At 71.2% G+C, this 22,905-nt stretch carries 26 protein-coding genes; 15 read left to right on the top strand and 11 right to left on the bottom strand.

All coding sequences use genetic code 11. The features are described 5' to 3' along the window. Positions 1 to 140: 140 nt before the first annotated feature. Positions 141 to 587 (bottom strand): Lrp/AsnC family transcriptional regulator, encoded by a 447-nt coding sequence (locus ACBR40_RS46290; RefSeq protein ID WP_371252873.1) that lies wholly within the window; start codon positions 585 to 587, stop codon positions 141 to 143. Between the two features lie 126 nt (positions 588 to 713). On the opposite strand from ACBR40_RS46290, the gene ACBR40_RS46295 reads away from it, so the two are divergent. Further along, a complete protein-coding gene (locus ACBR40_RS46295) occupies positions 714 to 1,601 on the top strand; it encodes a phenylalanine 4-monooxygenase (RefSeq protein ID WP_371252874.1) in 888 nt (295 codons plus the stop codon). A 33-nt stretch (positions 1,602 to 1,634) separates the two neighbouring features. Then, entirely contained in the window at positions 1,635 to 2,570 is a 936-nt protein-coding gene (locus ACBR40_RS46300) for a serine hydrolase (RefSeq protein ID WP_371252875.1), read from the top strand. Here the strand turns inward: ACBR40_RS46300 and ACBR40_RS46305 are convergent. The 5 genes from ACBR40_RS46305 to pstS are packed head-to-tail and all read right to left on the bottom strand — an operon-like array spanning position 2,539 to position 7,060. Continuing rightward, positions 2,539 to 3,225 carry a winged-helix domain-containing protein gene (locus ACBR40_RS46305; RefSeq protein ID WP_371252876.1) on the bottom strand — a complete coding sequence of 229 codons (687 nt, stop codon included), beginning with the start codon at positions 3,223 to 3,225 and terminating at the stop codon, positions 2,539 to 2,541. The two genes, ACBR40_RS46300 and ACBR40_RS46305, sit on opposite strands and share 32 nt — an antisense overlap. 38 nt (positions 3,226 to 3,263) lie before the next feature. Further along, a complete protein-coding gene (gene pstB / locus ACBR40_RS46310; protein ID WP_344217734.1) occupies positions 3,264 to 4,040 on the bottom strand; it encodes a phosphate ABC transporter ATP-binding protein PstB in 777 nt (258 codons plus the stop codon). A 15-nt stretch (positions 4,041 to 4,055) separates the two neighbouring features. Further along, positions 4,056 to 4,961 (bottom strand): phosphate ABC transporter permease PstA, encoded by a 906-nt coding sequence (pstA, locus tag ACBR40_RS46315; protein ID WP_364454445.1) that lies wholly within the window; start codon positions 4,959 to 4,961, stop codon positions 4,056 to 4,058. After that, on the bottom strand, positions 4,958 to 5,938 hold the full coding sequence (gene pstC / locus ACBR40_RS46320; RefSeq protein ID WP_344217730.1) for a phosphate ABC transporter permease subunit PstC: 981 nt from the start codon (positions 5,936 to 5,938) through the stop codon (positions 4,958 to 4,960). Before pstC ends, pstA begins: the two co-directional genes overlap by 4 nt. Before the next feature lie 6 nt (positions 5,939 to 5,944). Beyond that, positions 5,945 to 7,060, bottom strand: coding sequence for a phosphate ABC transporter substrate-binding protein PstS (pstS, locus tag ACBR40_RS46325; RefSeq protein WP_371252877.1), 1,116 nt, complete (start codon positions 7,058 to 7,060; stop codon positions 5,945 to 5,947). A gap of 121 nt (positions 7,061 to 7,181) precedes the next feature. Between pstS and ACBR40_RS46330 the strand changes: the two genes are divergently transcribed. Both ACBR40_RS46330 and ACBR40_RS46335 read left to right on the top strand, forming a co-directional pair. Continuing rightward, entirely contained in the window at positions 7,182 to 7,655 is a 474-nt protein-coding gene (locus tag ACBR40_RS46330; protein WP_371252878.1) for a low molecular weight protein-tyrosine-phosphatase, read from the top strand. Then, a complete protein-coding gene (locus ACBR40_RS46335) occupies positions 7,642 to 8,436 on the top strand; it encodes a fructosamine kinase family protein (protein ID WP_371252879.1) in 795 nt (264 codons plus the stop codon). The genes ACBR40_RS46330 and ACBR40_RS46335 overlap by 14 nt, the downstream gene beginning before the upstream one ends. Before the next feature lie 10 nt (positions 8,437 to 8,446). On the opposite strand, the gene hisN is transcribed toward ACBR40_RS46335, so the two are convergent. After that, entirely contained in the window at positions 8,447 to 9,277 is an 831-nt protein-coding gene (gene hisN, locus ACBR40_RS46340) for a histidinol-phosphatase (protein ID WP_371252880.1), read from the bottom strand. 62 nt (positions 9,278 to 9,339) lie between these two features. Between hisN and ACBR40_RS46345 the strand changes: the two genes are divergently transcribed. Further along, positions 9,340 to 9,786 (top strand): DUF4442 domain-containing protein, encoded by a 447-nt coding sequence (locus ACBR40_RS46345; protein WP_371252881.1) that lies wholly within the window; start codon positions 9,340 to 9,342, stop codon positions 9,784 to 9,786. 73 nt (positions 9,787 to 9,859) lie between these two features. Here ACBR40_RS46345 and rsgA read toward each other — a convergent pair whose 3' ends face one another. Next, positions 9,860 to 10,879, bottom strand: coding sequence for a ribosome small subunit-dependent GTPase A (gene rsgA / locus ACBR40_RS46350; protein WP_371252882.1), 1,020 nt, complete (start codon positions 10,877 to 10,879; stop codon positions 9,860 to 9,862). 130 nt (positions 10,880 to 11,009) lie between these two features. Beyond that, a complete protein-coding gene (aroA, locus tag ACBR40_RS46355; protein WP_371252883.1) occupies positions 11,010 to 12,296 on the bottom strand; it encodes a 3-phosphoshikimate 1-carboxyvinyltransferase in 1,287 nt (428 codons plus the stop codon). Between the two features lie 106 nt (positions 12,297 to 12,402). Between aroA and ACBR40_RS46360 the strand changes: the two genes are divergently transcribed. After that, positions 12,403 to 13,149 carry an SOS response-associated peptidase gene (locus ACBR40_RS46360; RefSeq protein ID WP_344217714.1) on the top strand — a complete coding sequence of 249 codons (747 nt, stop codon included), beginning with the start codon at positions 12,403 to 12,405 and terminating at the stop codon, positions 13,147 to 13,149. A gap of 157 nt (positions 13,150 to 13,306) precedes the next feature. Next, positions 13,307 to 13,639, top strand: a complete 333-nt coding sequence (locus tag ACBR40_RS46365; protein WP_091078819.1) for a TraR/DksA C4-type zinc finger protein — start codon at positions 13,307 to 13,309, stop codon at positions 13,637 to 13,639. Positions 13,640 to 13,678: 39 nt separating this feature from the next. Here ACBR40_RS46365 and ACBR40_RS46370 read toward each other — a convergent pair whose 3' ends face one another. Further along, positions 13,679 to 14,422 (bottom strand): methyltransferase domain-containing protein, encoded by a 744-nt coding sequence (locus ACBR40_RS46370; RefSeq protein ID WP_344217711.1) that lies wholly within the window; start codon positions 14,420 to 14,422, stop codon positions 13,679 to 13,681. 233 nt (positions 14,423 to 14,655) lie between these two features. Here ACBR40_RS46370 and ACBR40_RS46375 point away from each other — a divergent pair, with 233 nt between their 5' ends. The 7 genes from ACBR40_RS46375 to ACBR40_RS46405 all read left to right on the top strand — a co-directional run bounded on the left by ACBR40_RS46375 (position 14,656) and on the right by ACBR40_RS46405 (position 21,019). Continuing rightward, complete coding sequence (locus ACBR40_RS46375; protein WP_329592803.1) at positions 14,656 to 15,261, top strand: sigma-70 family RNA polymerase sigma factor; 606 nt, start codon at positions 14,656 to 14,658, stop codon at positions 15,259 to 15,261. Further along, positions 15,258 to 15,524 (top strand): mycothiol system anti-sigma-R factor, encoded by a 267-nt coding sequence (rsrA, locus tag ACBR40_RS46380; protein WP_344217709.1) that lies wholly within the window; start codon positions 15,258 to 15,260, stop codon positions 15,522 to 15,524. The genes ACBR40_RS46375 and rsrA overlap by 4 nt, the downstream gene beginning before the upstream one ends. Before the next feature lie 10 nt (positions 15,525 to 15,534). Next, the gene (locus tag ACBR40_RS46385; RefSeq protein ID WP_344217707.1) at positions 15,535 to 16,476 is read left to right on the top strand and encodes an NAD-dependent epimerase/dehydratase family protein; all 942 of its coding nucleotides are present in this window, start codon (positions 15,535 to 15,537) and stop codon (positions 16,474 to 16,476) included. Positions 16,477 to 16,670: 194 nt separating this feature from the next. Beyond that, positions 16,671 to 18,026, top strand: coding sequence for an HD-GYP domain-containing protein (locus ACBR40_RS46390; protein WP_344217705.1), 1,356 nt, complete (start codon positions 16,671 to 16,673; stop codon positions 18,024 to 18,026). Then, entirely contained in the window at positions 18,023 to 19,318 is a 1,296-nt protein-coding gene (locus ACBR40_RS46395) for an HD domain-containing protein (protein ID WP_344217703.1), read from the top strand. The genes ACBR40_RS46390 and ACBR40_RS46395 overlap by 4 nt, the downstream gene beginning before the upstream one ends. Before the next feature lie 91 nt (positions 19,319 to 19,409). Continuing rightward, positions 19,410 to 20,774, top strand: a complete 1,365-nt coding sequence (locus tag ACBR40_RS46400) for an acetyl/propionyl/methylcrotonyl-CoA carboxylase subunit alpha (RefSeq protein ID WP_371252884.1) — start codon at positions 19,410 to 19,412, stop codon at positions 20,772 to 20,774. Positions 20,775 to 20,806: 32 nt separating this feature from the next. Further along, entirely contained in the window at positions 20,807 to 21,019 is a 213-nt protein-coding gene (locus ACBR40_RS46405) for a biotin/lipoyl-binding carrier protein (RefSeq protein WP_329590226.1), read from the top strand. A 19-nt stretch (positions 21,020 to 21,038) separates the two neighbouring features. Here ACBR40_RS46405 and ACBR40_RS46410 read toward each other — a convergent pair whose 3' ends face one another. Next, positions 21,039 to 21,428, bottom strand: a complete 390-nt coding sequence (locus ACBR40_RS46410; RefSeq protein WP_329590228.1) for a hotdog domain-containing protein — start codon at positions 21,426 to 21,428, stop codon at positions 21,039 to 21,041. Positions 21,429 to 21,701: 273 nt separating this feature from the next. Between ACBR40_RS46410 and ACBR40_RS46415 the strand changes: the two genes are divergently transcribed. Beyond that, positions 21,702 to 22,905 (top strand): serine/threonine-protein kinase (locus ACBR40_RS46415; protein WP_371252885.1); only part of this gene is annotated, 1,204 nt, incomplete at its 3' end.

Genomic DNA, 22,905 nt, shown 5'->3' on the forward strand with positions numbered 1-22,905 from the left:
AACCCGGAAGTTAAGCTTCTCTGCGCCGATGGTACTGCACTCGGGAGGGTGTGGGAGAGTAGGTCACCGCCGGACAATCTTTATGGAGGGCCTCGACTGGTTCAGTCGGGGCCCTTCTGCATTTCTGGGGTCTTTGCGTCTTACTGCAGCAGGGGCTCGATGCGGTACGGGATCTGGGTGCTCAGGGCGATCGTGGTGTCCGTGCGTTGCACGGCGGGCGAGGCCAGGATGCGGGCGATGATCTCCTGCAGGTGATCGGTGCTTCTGGCCACCACGCGGCAGAGCAGGTCGTGCTGGCCGCTGGTGCCGTGCACTTCCAGGATCTGCGGTACGGACCCAAGAGCGGCGACCGCCTCCTCCAGCCGGCCCTGTGCGATCTGGAGCCAGACGAAGGCCAGGATGGGGTAGCCGGCCGCGGCGGGTGAGACCGTGGGGCCGAAGTCCTGGATGACGCCCCGCGCGGTCAGCTTCTCGACGCGGGCCTGCACGGTGCCGCGGGCGACGCCCAGCAGCCGGGCGAGCTCGGTCAGGCCGACGCGCGGGTGCGCGCGCATGGTCACCAGCAGTCGGGCGTCGAGATCGTCCATGGAGGGCCTCCGGGGAAGTGTGCGATTCGACCAGGGAACGCTGGTTCGGGCGGGCGGAATTGAGCGTATCGCGCAGCAAAGGTGAGCGCTCTTGCCAGGAAAAGCGAGACTTGCTGTTATCTGGACATGTTCGAGGAAGCACAGTACTTCGCGCCGGTCGCCGCCCAGGAGGACGGGTCGGTGGTGGTCGAGCTGGCCGCGTCGCATCCGGGGTTCGCGGACCCGGTGTACCGCGCGCGGCGGAACGCGATCGCCGCTCTGGCGCTCGGCTACCGGCCGGGGACGCCCATCCCGGCGGCCGAGTACACCGAGCAGGAGCACGAGGTGTGGGCGATGGTCAGCAGGGAGCTGGCGATCAAGCACGCCAAGTACGCCACCGCCGAATACCTGGACGGCGTGGACCGGCTGGGCCTGCCCGCCGATCGCATCCCGCAGCTGGAGGAGGTCTCGCGGCTGCTGGAGCCGCTGACCGGGTTCCGGTATCTGCCGGCGGCCGGGCTGGTGCCGCTGCGTGACTTCTACGGGGTGCTCGCCGACGGGTTCTTCCACTCCACGCAGTACATCCGGCACCACTCGGTGCCGTTCTACACGCCGGAGCCGGATGTCGTGCACGAGGTCATCGGGCACGCCAACGCGCTGGCCAGTGACCGGTACGCGGCCCTCTACCGGCTGGCCGGGCAGGCCGCGCGGCGGGTCGAGGGCGAGGAGGCGCTGGAGTTCGTCTCGAAGGTGTTCTGGTTCACCCTGGAGTTCGGGGTGATGCGGGAGCAGGGCGAGCTGCGGGCGTACGGGGCGGGGATCCTGTCGTCGTACGGGGAGATCGAGGAGTTTCGCGGCATGGACATCCGGCCGCTGGAGCTGGCGGCCATGGGGACCACGCACTACGACATCACGAAATATCAGGATGTGTTGTTCGCGGCGGAGTCCTTGGAGCACCTGGAGGACGTCGTGGGCGGCTTCTGGGCCACCTGCGACGACGACTGGATCGCCCGGCTGATGGCCTCAGCCGTCTAGCCCACTCGTCCGGGTTCTCGCCATAATGCCCGGGTGATCACAGGCCAGGGGCAGGTGACGGTGCGGGTGTTGCTCGCTCTCGCCCTGCTCCTGTCCCTGGTCACCGTTCCGGCTGAGCAGATCGGGCAGATCGAGCGGACCGATCGGGTCGTCATGGTGGTGGCGCGGGCGACGGCCGGTGTGACGCTGCGGCGGGCCGAGCGGGTCGCGGCCGCGGAGCCGCTGCGGCCGGTCCCCGCGAAACGGATCGGCAAGCGGCTCGACCGCTACCTGGCGGGCCGCCCCGGGCGGGTCACGGCCATGGTCAAGGATCTGGAGAGCGGGCGGCTCTATCGCTATCACCCGGGCGAGCGGCTGATCACCGCGAGCAGCTCCAAGGCGCTCATCCTCATGGCGCTGCTGCTGCGGACGCCGTGGAAGAAGCTGCCGCGGGACGTCCGGCGGGACGCCGAGGTGATGATCCGCACCAGCGACAACCAGGCTGCGGACCGGCTCTGGCTGCGGATCGGCGGCGCGGGCGGGTTCACGAAGGCGGCGCGGCGGTTCGGGCTCAAGCACACCCTGGGCGTGCCCGGCTCCTGCGTCGACCTGTTCTGCTGGGGAATCACCCGTACGTCGGTGGATGACCAGATCCGGCTGATGAGTGCCCTGGCGTCCCCCAAGAGCCCGCTGAAGGCCGGGGAGCGCTCGCGGGTGCTCGACCTCATGGGCACGGTCGTGGACGGCCAGGACTGGGGTCTGAGCGCCGCGGCGTGCCGGGGCGAGCGGGCCGCGCTGAAGAACGGCTGGCTCAGGCGGGTCTCGACCGGGCGCTGGGCCGTCGTCACCGTCGGTCTGATCAGCGGCGACGGCCACCACTACGCCGTGGCCGTGCTCAGCGAGGGCGCCTCGGACGTCCGTCAGGGCATCGCGACCGTCGAGGGCGTGGCCCGGCGCATCATGCGGGACTTCCGGAGATGCTCGGCGTGACCAGGCGGTAGCCGACGCCGCGTACGGTCTGGATGAGCTGGTCGTCCTCGTCGCCGAGCCGCGCCCGCAGCCGCTTGACGTGCACCGCGATGGTGTTCGTCGAGGTCGTCGCGGCGGTGTGCCAGACGTGCCGCATGATCTGCTCGCGGGTGACCGTGCGGTCGGCGTTGCGCATCAGGTACTGCAGCAGCTCGAACTCGCGCAGCGGCAGGTGGACGGTGCGCCCGCCGACGCGTACCTGGTAGGCCTGGGCGTCGAGCTCCACGCCGCCGACGTGGAGCACGTCGCGCGACTCCGGCGAGGCGGCGTGGATGAACGGCAGCAGCTCCGGCACCCGGTACGGCCTGGCCACGCAGGCGGCGGCGCCGGCCGCGAGGGCGCGGACGGCCTGCTCGGCGTGCCCCTCGCCGACGCCGAGCAGCACCGGTACGGCCCTGGCGAGCCGTACCGCGCGGACGAACTCGACCGCGTCGATGACCGCGATCGTGGCCGAGACGAGCACCACGTCCGGCTGCAGGGCCCCCGCCTGCAGCAGACCCTGGGCGCCGTCGGAGGCGCCGGTGACGGCCACGCCCTCGCGTTCGAGGGCGTCCGCGACCTCGTCGACCACGGCCCGGTCCGGGTCGGCGATGAGCAGCACGGGCCTGGTCCTCACGTCCCCGTTCATCGTGGCGGGCGACTGCTGTTGGGTCATCAGCCGAAGCGCCCCGTGATGTAGTCCTCGGTGGCCTTCTGGCTCGGGTTGGTGAACATGCGTGAGGTCTCGTCCATCTCGACGACCTTGCCCGGCTGGCCCTGGCCCGCCAGGTTGAAGAAGGCGGTGCGGTCGCTGACGCGGGCGGCCTGCTGCATGTTGTGGGTGACGATGACGATCGTGAACTCGTCCTTGAGCTTGGCCATGAGGTCCTCGATGGCCAGCGTGGAGATCGGGTCGAGCGCCGAGCACGGCTCGTCCATGAGCAGCACCTGCGGCTTGACCGCGATCGCGCGGGCGATGCAGAGCCGCTGCTGCTGGCCGCCGGACAGGCCCGCGCCGGGCTTGTTGAGGCGGTCCTTGACCTCGTTCCAGAGGTTGGCGCCCTTCAGCGACTCCTCGACGATGCCGTCGAGCTGCGACTTCGGCAGGCGGCCGTTGAGGCGCAGGCCGGCGGCGACGTTCTCGTAGATCGACATCGTGGGGAACGGGTTGGGGCGCTGGAAGACCATGCCGATCATCCGGCGTACCGAGACGGGCTCGACGGAGGCGCCGTAGAGGTCGTCGCCGTCGAGCAGCACCTTGCCCTCGACGCGGGCGCCGGGGATCACCTCGTGCATCCGGTTGAGCGTGCGCAGGAACGTCGACTTGCCGCACCCCGAAGGGCCGATGAACGCGGTGATCGAGCGCGGCTCGATGGTCATCGACACGTCCTCGATGGCCTTGTGCGCGCCGTAGTACGCGTCCAGTCCCGAAACCTGGATCTGCTTTGACATGAGTGGCGGTACCCCCTATCGGCCCTTGGCGGGCGCACGCCACCAGGCGATCAGGCGCGCCACCAGGTTGAGCAGCATGACGATCAGGATGAGCGTGAGGGCTCCGGTCCACGCCCGGTCGATGGCGGTGTCGTTGGGACGTGCCGCCTGGTCGAAGACATAGAGGGGAAGGCCCATCTGCGGCCCGCTGAACGGGTCGTTGTTGATGGAGTCGGTGAAGAACACCGTGAGCAGGATCGGCGCGGTCTCGCCGGCGACGCGGGCCACGGCCAGCATGACGCCGGTGACGATGCCGGTGAACGCGGTCGGCAGCACGATCTTCATGATCGTGCGCCACTTGGGGACGCCCAGCGCGTACGAGGCCTCGCGCAGATCGCCCGGAACCAGCCGGAGCATCTCCTCGGTGGATCTGACCACGGTCGGCATCATGAGGATGGACAGGGCCATCGCGCCCGCCCACCCGCTGTACGGCATGCCGAGGAACAGGATCCAGAACGCGAGGATGAACAGACCGGCGACCACCGAGGGGACGCCGGTCATGACGTCCACGAAGAAGCTGATGGCCCGGCTCAGCCGGCCGCCGTTGCCGTACTCGACCAGGTAGATGGCGGTGAGCAGGCCGATCGGGACCGAGATGGCCGAGGCGAGCAGCACCTGCTCGACGGTGCCGATGATGGCGTGGTAGGCGCCGCCGCCCGCGTCCCGCGCGCCGATGCCGCGCATCGAGTGCGTCATGAACTCCAGGTCGAAGCGGGCCAGGCCGTTGGAGATCACCAGCCACAGCACCGAGACCAGCGGCACCACGGCCAGCGCGAACGCCAGGTAGACCAGCCCTTGGACGAAGCGGTCCTTCACCCGGCGGCCGGTCGAGATGTGCTGGACCCCGCGCGGCTTGCGCACGGCCTCCTGTTGCAGGGTCATGCGCCGGCCCTCGCGTACTCCTTGCGGCGGTTGATGATCATACGGGCGGCCATGTTGACCAGCAGCGTGATGACGAACAGCACCAGGCCGGAGGCGATCAGCGCGCCACGCCCGATCGGGGTGGCCTCGCCGAAGCCGTTGGCGATGTTGGCCGCGATGCTGTTGCCGTGCGGGGTGAGGATCTGGATGCTGATGTCGAACGTGGCCGGGAAGATGAGCGCGACCGCGATGGTCTCGCCCATGGCGCGGCCGAGGCCGAGCATCGCGGCGCTGATGACGCCGGGGCGGCCGAACGGCAGCACCGCCATCCTGATCATCTCCCAGCGGGTGGCGCCGAGCGCGAGCGCCGCCTCCTCGTTCATGCGCGGCACCTGCAGGAAGACCTCGCGGGAGATGGCCGCGATGATCGGCAGGATCATGATCGCCAGGACGATGCCGCCGGCCAGCATGGTCTTGCCGCCGATCGCGCCCTCGCCGGCGAACAGCGGGAACCAGCCGAGGTGCTCGTTGAGCCACTGCGAGGGCTCCCGCAGCAGCGGCACGAGGAAGGCCAGGCCCCACAGGCCGTAGATGACGCTGGGGACGGCGGCGAGCAGGTCGATGAGGTAACCGAGCGGCCCGGCGAGGCGGCGCGGCGCGTAGTGGGAGATGAACAGCGCGACGCCGACCGCGATCGGGGTCGCGATGACCAGCGCGATGCCCGAGCTGAGCACCGTGCCGAACGCCAGCGCGCCGATGCCGAACACCTGGCTGCTGTTGGGCTCCCAGACGAGGTCCGTGAAGAAGCCGCCCTTGTTCGCCTGCAGCGCGGGGACCGCCTCGGCGATGAGGAACACGGCGATGGCCGCCATGATCGCCAGCAGGACGACCCCGGCCGCGGTGGCCAGGAACTTGAAGGCCCCTTCACCGGAGGTGCGCCGCGAGGCGGACCGGCGCATGGCCGGTCCGCCGTCGCGGATCTTCGTGTCGGTCGTCATCGGCCGCTAGGAGATGGCCTCGATGGCGGTGCGGACCTTGGTGAGCAGGCCGCCGGCGAGCGGGGCGTAGCCCAGGTCCTTGAGCGCCGCCTGGCCCTCGTCGCTGGCGGTGTAGGTGAGGAACTCCTTGACCAGCTTGGCCTCCTCGGCCGGCAGGCCCTTCTCGCAGGTGATCTCGTACGTCACCAGGACGATCGGGTAGGCGCCCGCGGTCTTGGTGCCGTAGTCGATCGAGAGCTTGAGGTCGTTGCCGGTGCCCTTGACCTCGGCGGTCTCGACCGTCTTGGCAGCGCTCTCGGGGGTCAGCTCGACGAACTCGCCCGAACCGTTGGCCACCTTGGCCTTCTGGAGCTGGGAGTTGTCGGCGTACGACATCTCGACGTAGCTGATGGCGCCCTCGGTGTCCTTGACCGAGGAGGCGATGCCGTCGGAGCCCTTGGCGCCCTGGCCCTTGGCGTCGGCGGGCCAGGCCTTGGCCGGCTCGTACGGCCACTCGGCCGTGGCCTTGAGGAACTTGGTGAAGTTGTCGCTGGTGCCCGACTCGTCCGAGCGGTGGAACGCCTGGATCGGGGTGGAGGGCAGCTTGGCGTCAGGGTTCTCGGCCTTGATCGCCGGGTCGTCCCACTTGGTGATCTGGCTGTTGAAGATCCCGCCGATGGTCTTGGGCGAGAGCTGCAGGCCGTCCACGCCCGGCAGGTTGTAGACCACGGCCACCGGACCGGTCACCATCGGGATGTTGATGGCCTTGCCGGTCTTGCAGCGGGCGTCGGCCTGGGCCGGCTCGCCCTTCTCGTCGTTCAGAGCGGAGTCGGAGCCGGCGAAGGAGACCGTGCCCTGGATGAAGGCCTGCACACCCGCGCCCGAGCCACTGGGCTGGTAGTTGATGCTCACGCCCGAGTTGGTGGCCTGGAAGTTCTTCTTCCACTCGTCAATCGCGTTGGCCTGGGCGGAGGAGCCCGCGGCGTTGATGGTGCCGCTCAGCGCGTTGTCGTTGCCCGCGGCGGGGGCGCTGGCGGCGGTGGTGCCGCCGTTGCCCGCCGGAGTGTTGTTGTCTGTGCCGCACGCAGCGAGCGAGAGCGCACCGACGACGGCGACGGCGGCGAGCCGGCCTGCATACTTCACGGTGGGGTTCCTTTTCACTTGGTCCTCAGTCGCCGATGAAGTTACGCAGCGAAAGTGACTCGGATCCCTAGCAAGGGTGAACGTACGGTGAACGCCCTCGGTCACCCTCATGATGGGTGTTATGACGTATCGCATCTGCGTGGTGTGCATGGGGAACATCTGCCGCTCGCCCATGGCGGAGGTCGTGCTGCGGCGGGTCCTGGAGGACCGCGGGCTGGGCAAGCAGGTCGTGGTCGAGAGCGCGGGGACGGGTGGCTGGCACGTGGGCGAGCCCATGGACGAGCGGGCGCTCGGCATCCTGACCGAGCGCGGCTACGACGGGGCCGCGCACCGCGCCAGGCAGTTCACCGCCGATTGGTTCGACCGTTACGACCTGGTGCTGGCCATGGACCGCGACAACCTGGCCAACCTGCGGCGGCTCGCGCCTCCCGGGGTGGAGGTGCGGCTGTTCCGCTCGTTCGACCCGGCGGCGCCGTCCGGGGCCGAGGTGCCCGATCCGTACTACGGGGGGCGCGAGGGGTTCGAGGAGGTGCTCTCGCTGGTGGAGTCGGCGGCCGAGGGCGTGGCCAAGCACGTCGCCGATGAGATCGGTTAGGGAGCTCGGCACGTCCCACGGCTGGCGGCTGCGGCAGGGCGTGCTGGACGACGGGCGGCCGGTGTTCGTCAAGAGCGGGTCCGCCGGCGTCGTGTCGGAGGTGTTCGCCGCGGAGGCGGCGGGGCTGCGCTGGCTGGGCGAGGTCGCCGCGGTGCCCGAGGTGATCGAGGCGGGGCCGGACCGGCTGGTGCTGTCCTGGGTGGAGGAGGAGCGGCCTGGTCCTGCGGCGGCCGAGCGGTTCGGGCGGGAGCTGGCCAGGATGCACCGGGCGGGCGCGGAGGCGTTCGGCGCGCCGTGGCCCGGGTTCATCGCCGAGCTGCCGATGGACAACCGGCCGTGCGGCTCGTGGCCGGAGTTCTACGCCGAGCGGCGGGTCCTGCCGTTCCTGCGTCAGGCGCGGCTGCCGGCGGCCGACGTGGCCGAGGTCGAGCGGGCCGTGGACCGTTTCGCCGAGGTGGCGGGCCCGGCCGGGCCGCCGTCCAGGATCCACGGTGACCTGTGGAGCGGGAACGTGCTGTGGTCGGGCGGTTCGGCGGTGCTGGTCGATCCGGCCGCCCACGGCGGGAACCGGGAGACCGACCTCGCCATGCTGGCGCTGTTCGGGCTGCCTCACCTGGATCGGGTGCTCGGGGCGTACCGGGAGGAGTGGCCGCTCGCGGACGGGTGGCGCGAGCGGGTGCCGCTGCACCAGCTCCATCCGCTGCTGGTGCACGTCGTGCTGTACGGCGGGTCCTACCGGGGGAGCCTGATGGCGGCGGTGCGGCGGGTGCTGGAGCTCTGAGCGTGGTCGTTCAGCGGACGCGGGTGCCGTTGAGCCGGGCGATGACCTCGTCGTGCAGGAGGCCGTTGCTGCAGACCAGGCTGCCGCCCTCCAGCCCGCGTACGCCCGTCGTGTCGGTCCAGACGCCGCCGGCCTCCTCGACGATGACCGTGAGCGCGGCCATGTCCCAGGCCGACAGCTCGGGCTCGGCGGAGAAGTCGACCGAGCCCTCGGCGACCATCATGTGCGACCAGAAGTCGCCGTAGGCGCGGGTGCGCCAGCAGGCGCGGCTGAGGTCGAGGAAGGTGTCGAGCCTGCCGGTCTGCTCCCAGCCGCCGAAGCTGGAGTAGGAGAAGGAGGCGTCGCCGAGGTCGGAGACCGAGGAGACGTGCATCCTGGACGCCTTGGCCAGGCTCTTGCCGGTCCACGCGCCGCCGTCGGTGGCCGCCCACCAGCGCCGGCCGAGCGCGGGGGCGGAGACGAGGCCGACGACGACGCGGCCGTACTCCATGAGGGCGATCAGCGTCGCCCACACGGGCACGCCGCGCACGTAGTTCTTGGTGCCGTCGATGGGGTCGATGATCCAGGACCTGGCGCCGTGGCCGGTCGTGCCGTACTCCTCGCCCACGACCGCGTCGCGGGGCCGGGCGCGGCGCAGCGTGCCGCGGATCGCCTCCTCGACGGCGCGGTCGGCGTCGCTGACCGGGGTGAGGTCGGGCTTGGTGTCGACCTTGAGATCGACGGCCTTGAACCGGCGCATGGTGAGGTCGTCGGCGGCGTCCGCCATGACGTGCGCGAGGCGTAGATCATCGTTGTAACCCTGCACGGTCGCCCACGCTATCGTGCCGGGCGGAGGGAACATCAGTCGCAGAGGCCCCTTTTCTGGTAACCGCCCCCCTAGTTACTCGCGGGTAGCATGCGGATATGTCGTTTGATGTTGGTGCATTTCTGCTGGAGAGCGTCCCCTTTGCCCGGACTGTGGGAATCGTCTTCGACGAGGTGGGCGACGGGCGGGCGGTCTGCCGGCTGCCCGACCGCGAGGACGTGCGCAACCACGTGGCGGGGCCGCACGCCGGAGCGCTGTTCACGCTGGCCGAGACGGCCTCGGGGGCGGCGATGCTCTCGCTGCTGGGGGACGAGCTCGGCCGGGCCACGCCGCTCACGACCGGCGCCAGGGTGGAGTACCGCAAGTTCGCCAAGGGCGAGGTGCGCGCGGAGGCCCGGCTGCTGGCGGCGCGGGAGGCGGTGGTCGCCGAGCTGGACGCGGGCGGGCGGCCGGAGTTCGACGTGGCGGTGGAGCTGACGGACGGCGACGGCGTGCTCGTCTCGACGGTCGCCATCACGTGGACGCTGCGGCCCCACCGGCGCTGAGCGTCACGTGGACGCCAAGGCCCCACCGGCGCTGAGCGTCACGTGGACGCCAAGGCCCCACCGGCGCTGAGCGTCACGTGGCGCGCTCGGCGGCGTCGTCGAGCGCGCCTTCGCGGCTGGACAGCAGGCGGCGCAGCGATTCCAGCCGGGTGGGATCGGCGTTGCCCGCGGCCACCCACGCGTCGAGCGCGCAGCCGTCGGCCAGGTGCGTGCAGCCCTTGGGGCAGTCGACCGTGCCCTCCACCAGGTCGGGGAAGGCGGCCAGCACCGTCTCGACCGACACGTGGGCCAGGCCGAAACTGCGCACCCCCGGCGTGTCGATGATCCAGCCGCCCTCCGGCAGCTCAAGGGCCACCGCCGAGGTGGAGGTGTGCCGGCCCCTGCCGGTGACCGCGTTGACCTGGGAGACGGCCCGGTTGGCGTCAGGGACCAGGGCGTTGACCAGGGTGGACTTGCCGACCCCCGAATGGCCGACCAGGACGCTGATCCGGCCGGTCAGGTGCTCGCGCAGCTCGTCGAGCGAGCCGCCCTTGTGGACGACGACGTGCGAGACGCCCAGCGGCTCGTAGAGGGCCACGAGGCCGTCGGGCGGGGCGAGGTCGGACTTGGTGAGACAGAGCAGGGTGTCGATCTCGGCGTCGAACGCCGCCACGAGGATGCGGTCGATCATCCGCGGCCGGGGCGGCGGATCGGCGAGCGCGGTGACGATCACGAGCTGGTCGGCGTTGGCCACGATCGGGCGCTCGATGCCGTCGGTGTCCTCGGTGTCGTCGGCCGAACGGCGGAGCATCGAGGTGCGCGGCTCCACCCGCACCACGCGGGCCAGCGTGTCGGGCCGGCCCGACACGTCGCCCACCAGCGCCACCCGGTCGCCGACGACGATGCCTTTGCGGCCCAGCTCGCGGGCCTTCATGGCGACCACGAGCCGGCGTTGGTGCTGCTGCCTGCGTTTGTGCGCCGAGCCCTTGGCGCGGTCGGGCTCGACCAGGACGGTGTAGCGGCCCCGGTCGACGGCGACCACGAATCCTTCGACGGCGTCCTCGTGCGCAGGACGGATGCGGGTGCGCGGCCGCGAGCCCTTGCCCGGCCTCACCCGTACGTCGTCCTCGTCGTATTCCCGCTTTCTCAGCGGTCCGCTCCCATATGCGTGAGGTCCTTCCTTCGGGTTGTGCGGCCCCCTTGCGAGGTGCCCGGAGCGCCGGTCGCGAAACCGGCCCGGACGGTCACCGGGACTCCAGCATCGCCGTCCACATGCGGACGAACTCCGGCAGGGTCTTGGCGGTCGTCGCGATGTTCTCCACCTCGACGCCGGGCACCCGCAGGCCGATCACCGCGCCGGCGGTGGCCATGCGGTGGTCGTCGTAGCTGTGGAAGACGCCGCCGTGCAGCGGGCGCGGGCGGATGATCAGCCCGTCGCCGGTCTCCTCGGCGTCGCCGCCGAGCCGGTTGATCTCGGTGGCCAGGGCGGCCAGCCGGTCGGTCTCGTGGCCGCGCAGGTGGGCCACGCCGCGGATGCGGGTGGGCGTGGTGGCGAGCGCGGCCAGGGCCGCGATGGTGGGTGTGAGCTCGCCGACCTCGCGCAGGTCGGCGTCGATGCCGGTGATCTCACCGGTGCCGGTGACCACCAGGTCGGCGGAGTCGGCGTGCTCGTCGCGGGCGACGGTGGCGCCCATGGACGTGAGCAGGCCGCGCAGCGCGTCGCCCGGCTGGGTGGTGACGCGCGGCCAGGCGGGGATGGTGACCGTGCCGCCCGTGACGAGCGCGGCCGCGAGGAACGGCGCGGCGTTGGACAGGTCGGGCTCCACCGTGACGTCGCGCGCCGCGATCGGCCCCGGCTCGACCCGCCACACGTCGGGCTCGCCGTCGTCGACCACGACCTCGGCCGCCCTGAGCATCTGCACGGTCATCCGGATGTGGGGCTGGGAGGGCACCGGCGGGCCGGCGTGCCGGATCGTGACGCCCTTGGCGAAGCGCGCGGCCGACAGCATCAGCCCCGACACGAACTGCGAGGAGCCCGAGGCGTCGAGCGTGACCTCGCCGCCGGTCAGCGGCCCGCTGATGGTGAACGGCAGCGCGTCGTTGTCGACCCGCGCGCCGAGCGCCCGCAGGGCGTCGAGGATGGGGCCCATCGGGCGCTTGCGGGCGTGCGGGTCGCCGTCGAAGGAGACCGGCCCGTCGGCCAGCGCGGCGATCGGCGGCACGAACCTCATGACCGTGCCCGCGAGGCCGGCGTCGACCGCCGCGCCGCCGCGGATCGGGCCGGGCGTGACGTGCCAGTCGACGCTCGCCGGGGTCTCGGCGGACGGCTCCAGCCGGGCGCCGAGCGCGCGCAGCGCGGCGACCATGAGGTCGGCGTCGCGGCTGCGCAGGGCCCTGCGCACCACGCCGGGATCCTCGGCGAGCGCGGCCAGGACGAGCGCGCGGTTGGTCACCGACTTGCTGCCGGGCAGCGGCACGGCGGCGCTGACGGGCGCGGCGGCGGTGGGCGCGGGCCAGTGCGGAACGGACATGGTCAAAGCCTATCCGGGCGTGACGGGCCGGGGTCACCACCTGCGGACGACGGTGAACACGTAGCGGGAAGGCGTAGGTGTCGGTGCCGCGTGGCAGGGTGGGGTCATGTGCGGTAGATACGCCTCGGCGCGCAAGAAGCACGAGCTCCTGGAGGAGTTCCAGGTCGAGCTGGACGGCGAGCCCGACAAGGAGCTCGGCCCCGACTACAACGTCGCGCCCACCAAGAACGTCTACGCGATCATGGACCGTGTGCCCGACGAGGGCGACCGCGCGGTGCGGCAGCTCAGGGTCGTCAAATGGGGCCTCGTGCCGGCCTGGGCCAAGGACCCGTCGATCGGCTCGCGCATGATCAACGCCAGGATCGAGACGGTGGCGGAGAAGCCGTCCTACCGACGGGCGTTCGCCAAGCGCAGGTGCCTGCTGCCCGCCGACGGCTACTTCGAATGGATGCCGGTCGAGGGCGAGAAGCGTAAGAAACAGCCCTACTACATTCATCCGGCCGACGGCGGGGTGCTGGCGATGGCCGGCCTGTACGAGTTCTGGAAGGACCCCTCGCGCGCCGACGACGACCCGCTCAAATGGCTCGTCACCTGCACCGTGATCACCACCGACGCCGAGGACGACCTGGGCCGCATCCACGACAGGATGCCCATGATGATCGAGCGGGAGCGCTGGGCCGAATGGCTCGATCCCAAGCTCACCGACCCCGCCGAGGCCACCCGGCTGCTGGTGCCGGCCGAGCAGGGGAGGCTCACCGCGTACGCGGTGTCGACCGATGTCAACAACGTCAGAAACAATGGGCCCGACCTCATCAAACCTCTCCCCGAACAAGAGGAGACCGCCCTTTTCTGAAGGTGTAGGAAGTGCGGTAAATGGGCATCCGGTGAGGAAAGCGCGTGCATTCGTTTACTCGAGGTCACCGCCGCACATGCCCCTTTGACTGCACCGGGCGGAACAGCCGGGGAGTTCTCGCCACGGGCTGCTTCCTTTCACCCGGAGGTGCGGATTCGTGGACGTCACGACCGCTCGTGAGCGGCTGGAAGACATGCTGGCCGAACTGGACCGTTCGATCGCCGTTCTGCAGGGAGACCCGGTCGCGGTGCGCGAGCACCACGCGGCCGACGCCGGCTCCGACCTGACCGACGCCGATCGCGCCCGCGCCATGCTGACCGTGGCGGGGACGCAGCGCGACGCGGTCGTCCAGGCGCTCAAACGCCTGGAGGAAGGCGTGTACGGCCGCTGCGTCGACTGCGCCAGGCCGGTGCCCGAAGGCCGCCTGGAGGCGCGGCCGGAGGCCGCCAGGTGCGTCGAGTGCCAGGGCAAGCGGGAGCGGCGCCGCTGAGCGCACCCCAGGTCGGCCGCCGAGAAACCCCTGAGGGTGTCAGCCCTTCTTCCTGGCGCTGGCCACGAGGTGGATGCCCACGGTGTCGTCGTCGTCCGGGTGGGCCTCCAGCTCGGTGCGGACGAGCCAGGTCAGTGAGCGCGCGTCGGAGCCGAGCACGTGGTCGACAGTGGACGGCGACAGCACCGTGCGCGGCCGCACCCACTCCACCTCCAGGCCGGCGCCGATCAGCAGCTCGCGCAACTGCCCGCTGCTGAAGCAGCGCGTGATGCTGCCGTCGGGCCAGGGCACGAGCATGACCTCGCCGGTCTGCCGCAGGTGCTGCCACTGCTCCTGCTCGGCCAGGATCGCCATGCCGAGGACCAGCGAGTCGACGCACACCAGCGCCCGGCCGCCCGGCCGCAGCACCCGGGCGACGTCGCTCATGGCCGACTCCGCCATGAGCTCGATCGACATCACGCGCTCCTCGGCGAGCACCGCGTCCACGCTCGCGTCGGGGAGGAACGCCAGATCATCGGCGCGTATATGACGAACCCGGTCAGCGTCCCGCAACCGGGACTGCAGGTCCACGGTACGGCGGAAGTCCAGCAGTTCGATCACCTTGTGCCCGGCCCTCGCCGCCTGCCCGGACCAGCGCCCACGGCCGCCGGACAGGTCGAGGATCACGGAGGGGTCGGCGGGAAGCCAGCGGTTGAGTTGTTCGGCGGCGACGGCGCGGTAGAACGTCCAGTACGGCCCGAGCGTCCCTGAGCCGTTGAGTTCCTCGGCCGGAATGGGCAGCACACGCGACTCCTGGGTGACGGAAAAAGGGCTACCAGCCGGTACGTATGACGTTCCCCGCACCGGGTCCTTCGTACCTTCTATCTTGCGGGAACAGACGGGGGCGCGGGGATGTTGCGACGAGCATGCTCACATTGGCAGCGCCCCTCCCCGATGCCAGGCCCGCCCTGGGCCAGCGGGTATCCTTCCCCGAGTACGGTGACCCGCAGCAGCCGGCCACCGGTGATCTTAGGGGGGTGGGTCCGGTGCCCGCGACAGGCGCGGAGACGCTGGAGCAGCGGAGCGAGCGATTCGAACGCGACGTCATGCCGTATCTCGAACAGCTCTACAGCGCCGCGCTCCGGATGACCCGAAATCCCGCGGACGCGGAAGACCTCCTGCAGGAGACCTTCGCCAAGGCGTTCGCGTCGTTCCATCAGTTCCAGCAGGGCACCAACCTCAAGGCGTGGCTCTACCGGATCCTCACGAACACCTTCATCAACAGCTACCGCAAGAAGCAGCGCGAGCCCAAGCAGTCCGGCACCGAGGAGATCGAGGACTGGCAGCTCGCGCGGGCGGAGTCCCACACCTCGAGCGGCCTGAAGTCGGCCGAGGTCGAGGCGCTGGAGCACCTGCCCGACGGCGACATCAAGCAGGCCCTCGCGGCGTTGCCCGAGGAGTTCAGGATCGCGGTCTACCTGGCCGACGTCGAAGGCTTCCCCTACAAGGAGATCGCCGACATCATGGGCACTCCCATCGGCACCGTGATGTCGAGGCTGCACAGGGGACGCAGGCAGCTGCGGGGCCTCCTTGAGGACTACGCCCGTGAGCGCGGCCTGGTCCCGGCGGAGGAATCGAAATGAGCTGTGGCAACCCACATGACACGGACTGTCGCGAGGTGCTCGACAAGGTCTACGCCTATCTCGACGGCGAGCTGACCGAGCACGACGTCGTCGAGATCCGCGTGCACCTCGACGAGTGCAGCCCGTGTCTGAAGGAGTACGACCTCGACAAAGCGGTCAAGGCGCTCGTAGCCAAACATTGCGGCTGTGATCCCGTCCCCGCAGACCTGCGCTCGAAAGTGCTGGACCGAATCGCACAGGTGAGAGCCGACCTCGCCGACTAGGATGCTCCCCATGCGCGTGTTGGTCACCGGGGGTGCCGGGTTCATCGGATCGAACCTCGTCGATCGGCTGCTTGCCGACGGTCACGAGGTCCATGTCGTGGACGACCTGTCCTCCGGCAGCAGGGACAACCTGACCGGGGCGGCGGGGAGCGAGCGGTTCCGGCTGCACGTCCTCGACGTACGCGAGCCGGCCCTGGTGGGCCTGGCCGCCGAGGTGCAGCCGGAGGTCATCTGCCACCTGGCCGCGCAGATCAGCGTGCGCAAGAGCGTCGCCGACCCGGTGCACGACGCCTCCGTCAACGTCGAGGGCACCGCCCGCGTCCTGGAGGCGGCGCACGAGGGCCGCGCCCGCAAGGTGGTCTTCGCCTCGTCCGTGGCGGTCTACGGGCGGCCCGCCACCATTCCGGTGCCCGGTGACGCGGCGACCGATCCGCGCTCGCCGTACGCGGCCTCCAAGCTGAGCGGCGAGATCTACCTCGCCACCTTCCGCGCCCTGCACGGCATCGAGTACACCACGCTGGTGCTCTCCAACGTCTACGGCCCCCGCCAGTCGCCCCAGGGCGAGGCCGGCGTCGTGTCGATCTTCACCGACGCCCTGCTCAACGGCACGCCGACGGTCGTCTTCGGCGACGGCACGCAGACCCGCGACTACGTCTTCGTCGAGGACGTCGTGGACGGCTTCGCCCGCGCCTGCGGCCAGCGCGGCGACGGCCGCAGGTTCAACCTCGGCACCGGCATCCAGACCACCGACCGCCGCCTGCACTCGCTGATCGCCGACGCCGCCGGCGCGCCCGACAAGCCGGGCTTCGCCCCGGCGCGGCTCGGCGACCTGCCCGCCATGGCCGTCGACCCGGTGCCCGCCCAGGTCGGGCTGGGCTGGGAGCCGCGCACCGACCTCGCGACCGGCATCAAGCAGACCGTCGAATGGGCGCGCTCGCATCGCCGCACGTAGTGGCTTGATTACGCTTTGCTTGCGATTCTCCGGCCGGCCGGTGCGGTCGCGTCGTCTTCTGTAGCGTTGAAGCCCAGAAGTCGACGTGGAGGCATCGCATGGTGAAGGTGACGGTCGCCCGGACGCCTGCGCGGGCCGGCGGCGTGACGCCTCGCGGCGTGTCCTGGACCTGACGACGCCGGAGGGGGAGCCGCATGCGTGACCTGCCATGGCCCGCGAGGGTCTACCTGGTCGCCGTCATCGGCGCGGCGGGCGCGCTCATCGCCCGCGCCGGGATGGTCTCCGGCATGCCCGTGGCCACCGGGGACCTCGACGTCCTGCTGGTGCTCGCGCTGCTGTTCCTCGTCTGCGAGTCGATGCCCACGCTGCTCAACGTGGAGCAGTTCGCGGTGTCGGTCAGCTTCTCCGCCTCGCTCGCCGCCGTGGTGCTCATCGGCCCCGAGGGCGCGGCCCTGGTGGGGCTGACCGCGGTGCTGAGCGTCCGGCCGGGGCTGCCGCTGATCAAGCGCCTCTTCAACGGCGCGCAGTTCGCCATCTGCGGCTACGCGGCCGGGCAGGTCTACCTCGCGCTCGACGGGCGGGTCGGCGTGCCCCAGGTCGATGCCTTCGACGACCTCATCGGGCCCTACGCCGCGGCCACCGCCGTCTACGTGCCGCTCAACATCGTGCTCACGCTCACCATGGTGGCGCTGGCCACCGGGGTGCGGGACACCGAGGTGCCGATGCGCGGGATGGCGCAGTTCCTGCTGTCCTATCTGGGTTACGGCACGTTCGGGCTGCTGGTGGCCGGGCTCTGGGCGACCGTGCAGTCGATCTCGGCGGTGCTGGTGCTGCTGCCGCTGTTCGTGGCGCGGTGGGCGTTCGGGCAGTATCACGCGCAGCAGCGCTCGTACGACGCCACCATCGCCGCCCTGTGCCAGGCCGTGGAGACCAAGGACTACTACACGCGGGGCCACTGCACGCGCGTCTCGCACGCCTCCTCGATGATCGCGCAGGAGATCGGCATGGGCCTGGAGCGGGTGCGGGCGATCCGCTACGCCGGCATGCTCCACGACGTCGGCAAGCTCGGCGTGCCCACCAAGGTGCTGCAGAAGGACGGGCCGCTCACCGAGGAGGAGTTCGCCGCGATCCAGCTCCACCCGATGCGCGGCCTGGAGATCGTCCGGGGCATCGGCTTCCTCGACGAGGCCTACGCCGGCATCATGCACCACCACGAGAAGCACGACGGCACCGGCTACCCGATGGGCCTCGCGGGCGACGAGATCCCCGAGTTCGCCAAGGTCATCGCGGTCGCCGACGCGTTCGACTCGATGACCTCCGACCGCTCCTACCGCGGGGCGCGGCCGGTGCCCGTCGCCGTCGAGGAGCTGCGCAAGAGCGCGGGCACCCACTTCGACCCCGTCATGGTCGACGCCTTCATCCGGGCGCTCGAACGCGAGCCGTGGCAGCCGCCGCGCCGGGTCGACCCGCCGCCGCCCGAGGCCGTCGCCACGACCATCAAGGACCACGACGACCCCACCACGCCCATCCAGGTCGTGACCGGGCCATGATCGCCACCGGACGTGTCTCACGCACCACGGGACGCTCGTTCAGCACCGTCCTGCGCAGGCTCGACTCGGGCCAGCTGCTGCTCATCTGCGCGGCCGGACTGGTCGCCGTGGCGGGCGTCGCCCACACCGCCACCGTCGGGCTGGACCGGCCGGAGATCGCCGTCGGGTTCGGCGCGCTGATCGCGGTCGGCGAGCTGGCCAGGCTCACCATGCCGGGCAACCGGGAGGTCGCGCCCATCGGGGCCGCCGCCGCGCTCGGCTACACCCTGCTGCTCGACCTCAGCCAGAACCCCCTGACCCACTCCGCGCTGCAGGTCGTGGCGGTGATCGCGGTCGGCATGGCGGCGGGGGCCGCGCCCCACCTGGCCGTGGGCCGCCCGCCCCGGCTGGACGCGATGGCCCGCAGGCTGCTCACCGGCGCGCTGCTGGCCTTCGCCTTCCGTCCGCTGGCCGATCCGCTCCGCCGGATGACCGAGCCGCCCACCAGCACCTGGTGGCCGGCGCTCGCCGTGATGGTCACCCTCATCGCCGTCAGCCTGCTGGTCGACGTGCTGATCGCCGCCTGGCTGCGGGCCGAGCAGGTGCGCACCGCGTTCCGGGTGGCGGTGCGCGACGAGCTCAACATGGCCTTCCCGCTCGGCGCCGCCGTGGCCGCCTCCGGCGTGCTGCTGGCGCTCGCCACCCACAGCATGGACCTCGTCGCGCTGCTGGTGTTCGCCGCGCCGCTGCTGGTCACGCAGGTGGCCTTCCGCAAGTACGCCGGCATCCGGGCGACCTACCTGCAGACCGTGCGCGCGCTGTCGCGGGTCACCGAGGTCGGCGGCTACGTCGAGCCCGGCCACTCGCGCCGGGTGAGCCGCCTCGCCGTGGCCGTCGGCAGGGAGCTGGGCATGGCCGAGCCCGAGCTGCTGGAGCTGGAGTACGCTGCCCTGATGCACGACATCGGGCAGCTCTCGCTGCGCGATCCGATCCCCGGCGGCGCGACCGTGCTCACCGAGCCCGAGCAGGCCCGCCGCATCGCCGAGCTGGGCGCCGAGGTCATCAGGCAGACGGGCGTGCTCGACCGGGTGGCCGAGGTGGTGCGGCGGCAGTGCGACCCGATCTCCGCCGACCCGCCGCTGTCCAGCCGGATCATCAAGGTCGCCAACGCCTACGACGACCTGGTGGGCCCCTCGACCGACCGTGACCGGGCGGGGGCGGCGCTGGAGCGCATCCGCTGCGCGCCGGGCGGCGCCTACGACCCGCACGCGCTGGAGGCGCTGGCCCGGGTGATCGACCGGGGCCGGCTCTGACCCCATTGTGGGGTTCCTACAGTTCGGCTCCGCCGGATCGGTGGTTTCGGGCGAAAGGGGAAAAGCCACCCGCGGTCATAGGGTAATCCGCGTGCTGACTGAGACGCTCGGACCCGTTCTGATCGCCAACCGAGGGGAGATCGCGCGCCGGATCATCCGTACGGTCAAACGGATGGGCCTGCGGGCCGTCGCCGTGCACTCGGAGGCCGACGCCGACCTGCCGTTCGTACGGGAGGCCGACGAGGCCGTGCTGCTCGGCCCCGCCAACCCCGCGCAGAGCTACCTCGACGTCGCCAAGGTGCTGGAGGCGGCGCGCGCCACCGGAGCGCGGGCGATCCACCCCGGCTACGGGTTCCTCTCGGAGAACGCCGCCTTCGCCCGCGCCGTGGTCGCGGCCGGGATGACCTGGATCGGGCCGTCGCCCGAGGCCATCGACCGGATGGGCGACAAGATCAACGCCAGGAACCTCATGGAGGCCGCCGGCGTGCCGGTCGCGGCGGGCACCCGCGAGCCGGTCACCGACCTGTCGCTCGCGCTGCGGGCCGCCGAGCGCATCGGCTACCCCGTCATGGTCAAGACCGCTGGCGGCGGCGGTGGCATCGGCATGAGCGTGGCGCACGACGACGAGGCGCTGGCCAAGGCGTACGAGCAGGCGGCGCGGGCGGCGTCCAGGTTCGCCGGCGACGCGCTCGACGGCCCCGCGGTGCTGATCGAGCGCTACATCGAGCGGGCCCGTCACGTCGAGGTGCAGATCCTGGGCCTGCCCGACGGCCGGGTGCTGGCGCTCGGCGAGCGCGACTGCTCGGTGCAGCGCCGCCACCAGAAGGTCGTCGAGGAGTCGCCGTCCCCCGGCATCACCCCCGAGCTGCGCGAGCGCATGCTGGCCGCCGCGGTACGGGCCGGCGAGGCGGTCGGCTATCTCGGCGCGGGCACGGTCGAGTGCCTGGTGGACGCCGACCAGCAGGACTTCGTGTTCCTGGAGATGAACACCAGGCTCCAGGTGGAGCACCCGGTCACCGAGCTGGTCACCGGCCTCGACCTGGTCGAGCTGCAACTGCGGGTGGCGGCCGGCGAGAGCCCCGACCTCGACGTACGGCCCCGCGGGCACGCGATCGAGTTCCGCGTCTACGCCGAGGACCCCAAGCGCTTCTTCCCCGGCCCCGGCGTCATCACGACCTGGGACGAGCCGGTCGGCGAGGGTGTACGGGTCGACTCGGGCTACGAGGCGGGCAACACCGTCACGCCGTTCTACGACCCGCTCATGGCCAAGCTGTGCGTGTTCGGCGAGGACCGCGCGGACGCCCTGGCCAAGGGGCGCAAGGCGGTCGAGGCGTTCGCGGTCGCGGGACCCAAGAACAACCTGCCGTTCTGCGCCGAGCTGCTGGACGACGAGGAGTTCGTCAGCGGCGACTACGACACCGCGCTCGTCGCGCGGATGCGCGGCGGACGGGCCTAGAGTGAACACATTGACGAAAGAGGGGAGCCCCGGTGGCTGAGGTACGCGCTGAGATGGTGGCCAACGTCTGGAAGGTCCTCGTGAGCGAGGGCGACACCGTCTCGGACGGCGACACGCTGGTCATCCTGGAGTCCATGAAGATGGAGATCCCGGTGCTCGCCGAGGACGACGGCGTGGTCGCGCAGCTCAAGGTCGCCGAGGGCGACGTGATCCAGGAGGGCGATCTCATCGCCGTCATCGACTAGCCGCCCGCCCGCCGCCCGGTCAGCCGAGCCGGCGCTGCGCGCCCGCGAGGAACTTGTGCCGGTCGACGACGACGCGCTCGATCGTCCCCTGGCCCACGACGCCGCGCTTGTCGTGGGCCTCGAAGGCGAAGACCAGCCGGCGGCCGTCCACCTCGGTCAGCTCGACGCCGATCTGCACGTGCGTGCCGAGCGGGCTGGCCGCGAGGTGTTCGAGCGCCACCCGGGTGCCGACGGAGGTCTCGCCGGGCGCGAGGTGCTTCTCGACCGCCTGCACGGTCGCGGCCTCGGCGAGCGCGAGCAGGCGCGGCGTGGCCAGCACGGGCACGTCGCCGCTGCCGGCCCGCTTCGCGGTGTCCGACATCTCGACCATGATGAGCAGCTGAGAGCGGAGACCAGGAGCGAGCGTCATGGGGTCAGCCTAGCGACAGGGATGCCGACTTCCCGGAAACGCGGACAAGTGCCACCACAAGGCCCCAGGATATGGTTTGTACGGCTTAAGACATTTGAGTGGCATGTGGGTCAGGTGAGTCGTACACTCTCTGAGCTTCGTGACCACCGTGTTACCTCGCCGCGACACAAGTTCGCTTTGTTGGGAACCCGCGGGGGCGAGAGGTTACAGAGGTAGGAGGGTAGCGGGGGAATCATGGTGGCCCAAGGAACCACACTGGCGGGGCGGTATCGCTTGGATACCCGCATCGGCGCCGGTGGCATGGGCGAGGTGTGGCGGGGTGAGGACACCGTCCTCGCTCGCACCGTCGCCGTCAAGGTGCTGCTTCCGGGCCGCATGCAGGACCCCGGCTTCGTCGCTCGCTTTCAGGGGGAAGCGCGGGCGATGGCCACGATCAACCACTCCGGCGTCGTCGACGTCTACGACTACGGGGTGAGCGGCGACACCGTCTATCTGGTGATGAAGTTCGTCGACGGCGAGCCGCTCGACCGGCTGCTGGCCCGGCTGGGCCGCATCCCGCCGCAGGCGGCCATGGAGCTCATCGCGCAGGCCGCCTCCGCCCTGCAGGCCGTCCACGACCAGGGCATCGTGCACCGCGACGTCAAGCCGGGCAACCTGCTCGTGCAGCGCGACGGCACGCTCGTGCTCACCGACTTCGGCATCGCCCGCTCCGACCTCGCCAACCGGCTCACCGACGCCGGCATGGTGCTGGGCACGGCCGCCTACTGCGCGCCCGAGCAGGCCGAGGGCGCGCCCGTCACGCCCGCCGTCGACATCTACGCGCTCGGCGTGGTCGCCTACGAGTGCCTGGTGGGGCAGCGGCCGTTCGACGGTGACAGCGCGGTCACGATCGCGCTCAAGCACATCCGCGAGGCGCCGCCGCCGCTGCCTGCCGACATCCCGCAGCCGGTGCGTGCCCTGGTCGAGATCGCGCTGTCGAAGGACCCGGCCCGGCGCTTCCCGTCGGCCAGGGCCATGAGTGACGCGGCCAGGGCCGCCGGCAGCGGGCAGGCCCCGGCCCTTCCCGAGCCGTCCCCCGGCCAGGCGCCGCCCGTCACCGGCGCCACGATGGCGCCCCCAACGGACTACCCGCAGCAGAGCGGCCATTACGAGCAGGGCGGCCACTACGCCGAGACCGGCCACTACGAGCAGTACAAGACCGGCGCCCACCTGCCGGCGCAGGAGCAGACCACGGTCGCCGAGCGGCGCGGCGGGCGGCGGGCCGCCAAGGCGCCGCGCCGGGGCGGGCTGGTCGCGGCCATCGCCGCCGTGGTGGTGCTCGGCGCGGGCGCGACCGCGGTCGCGCTCACCGGCATGACCACCGACGCGCCGCCTCAGGTCACACCCAGCACCGAGCACATGGACGCCGAGTCGCCCACGCCGACGGTGACCAAGCGCAAGAAGAAGCCCACCTTGTCGCCCACCCCCAGGACGGTCA

The sequence above is a fragment of the Nonomuraea sp. AD125B genome (assembly GCF_041402765.1).
Lineage (GTDB): Bacteria > Actinomycetota > Actinomycetes > Streptosporangiales > Streptosporangiaceae > Nonomuraea > Nonomuraea bangladeshensis.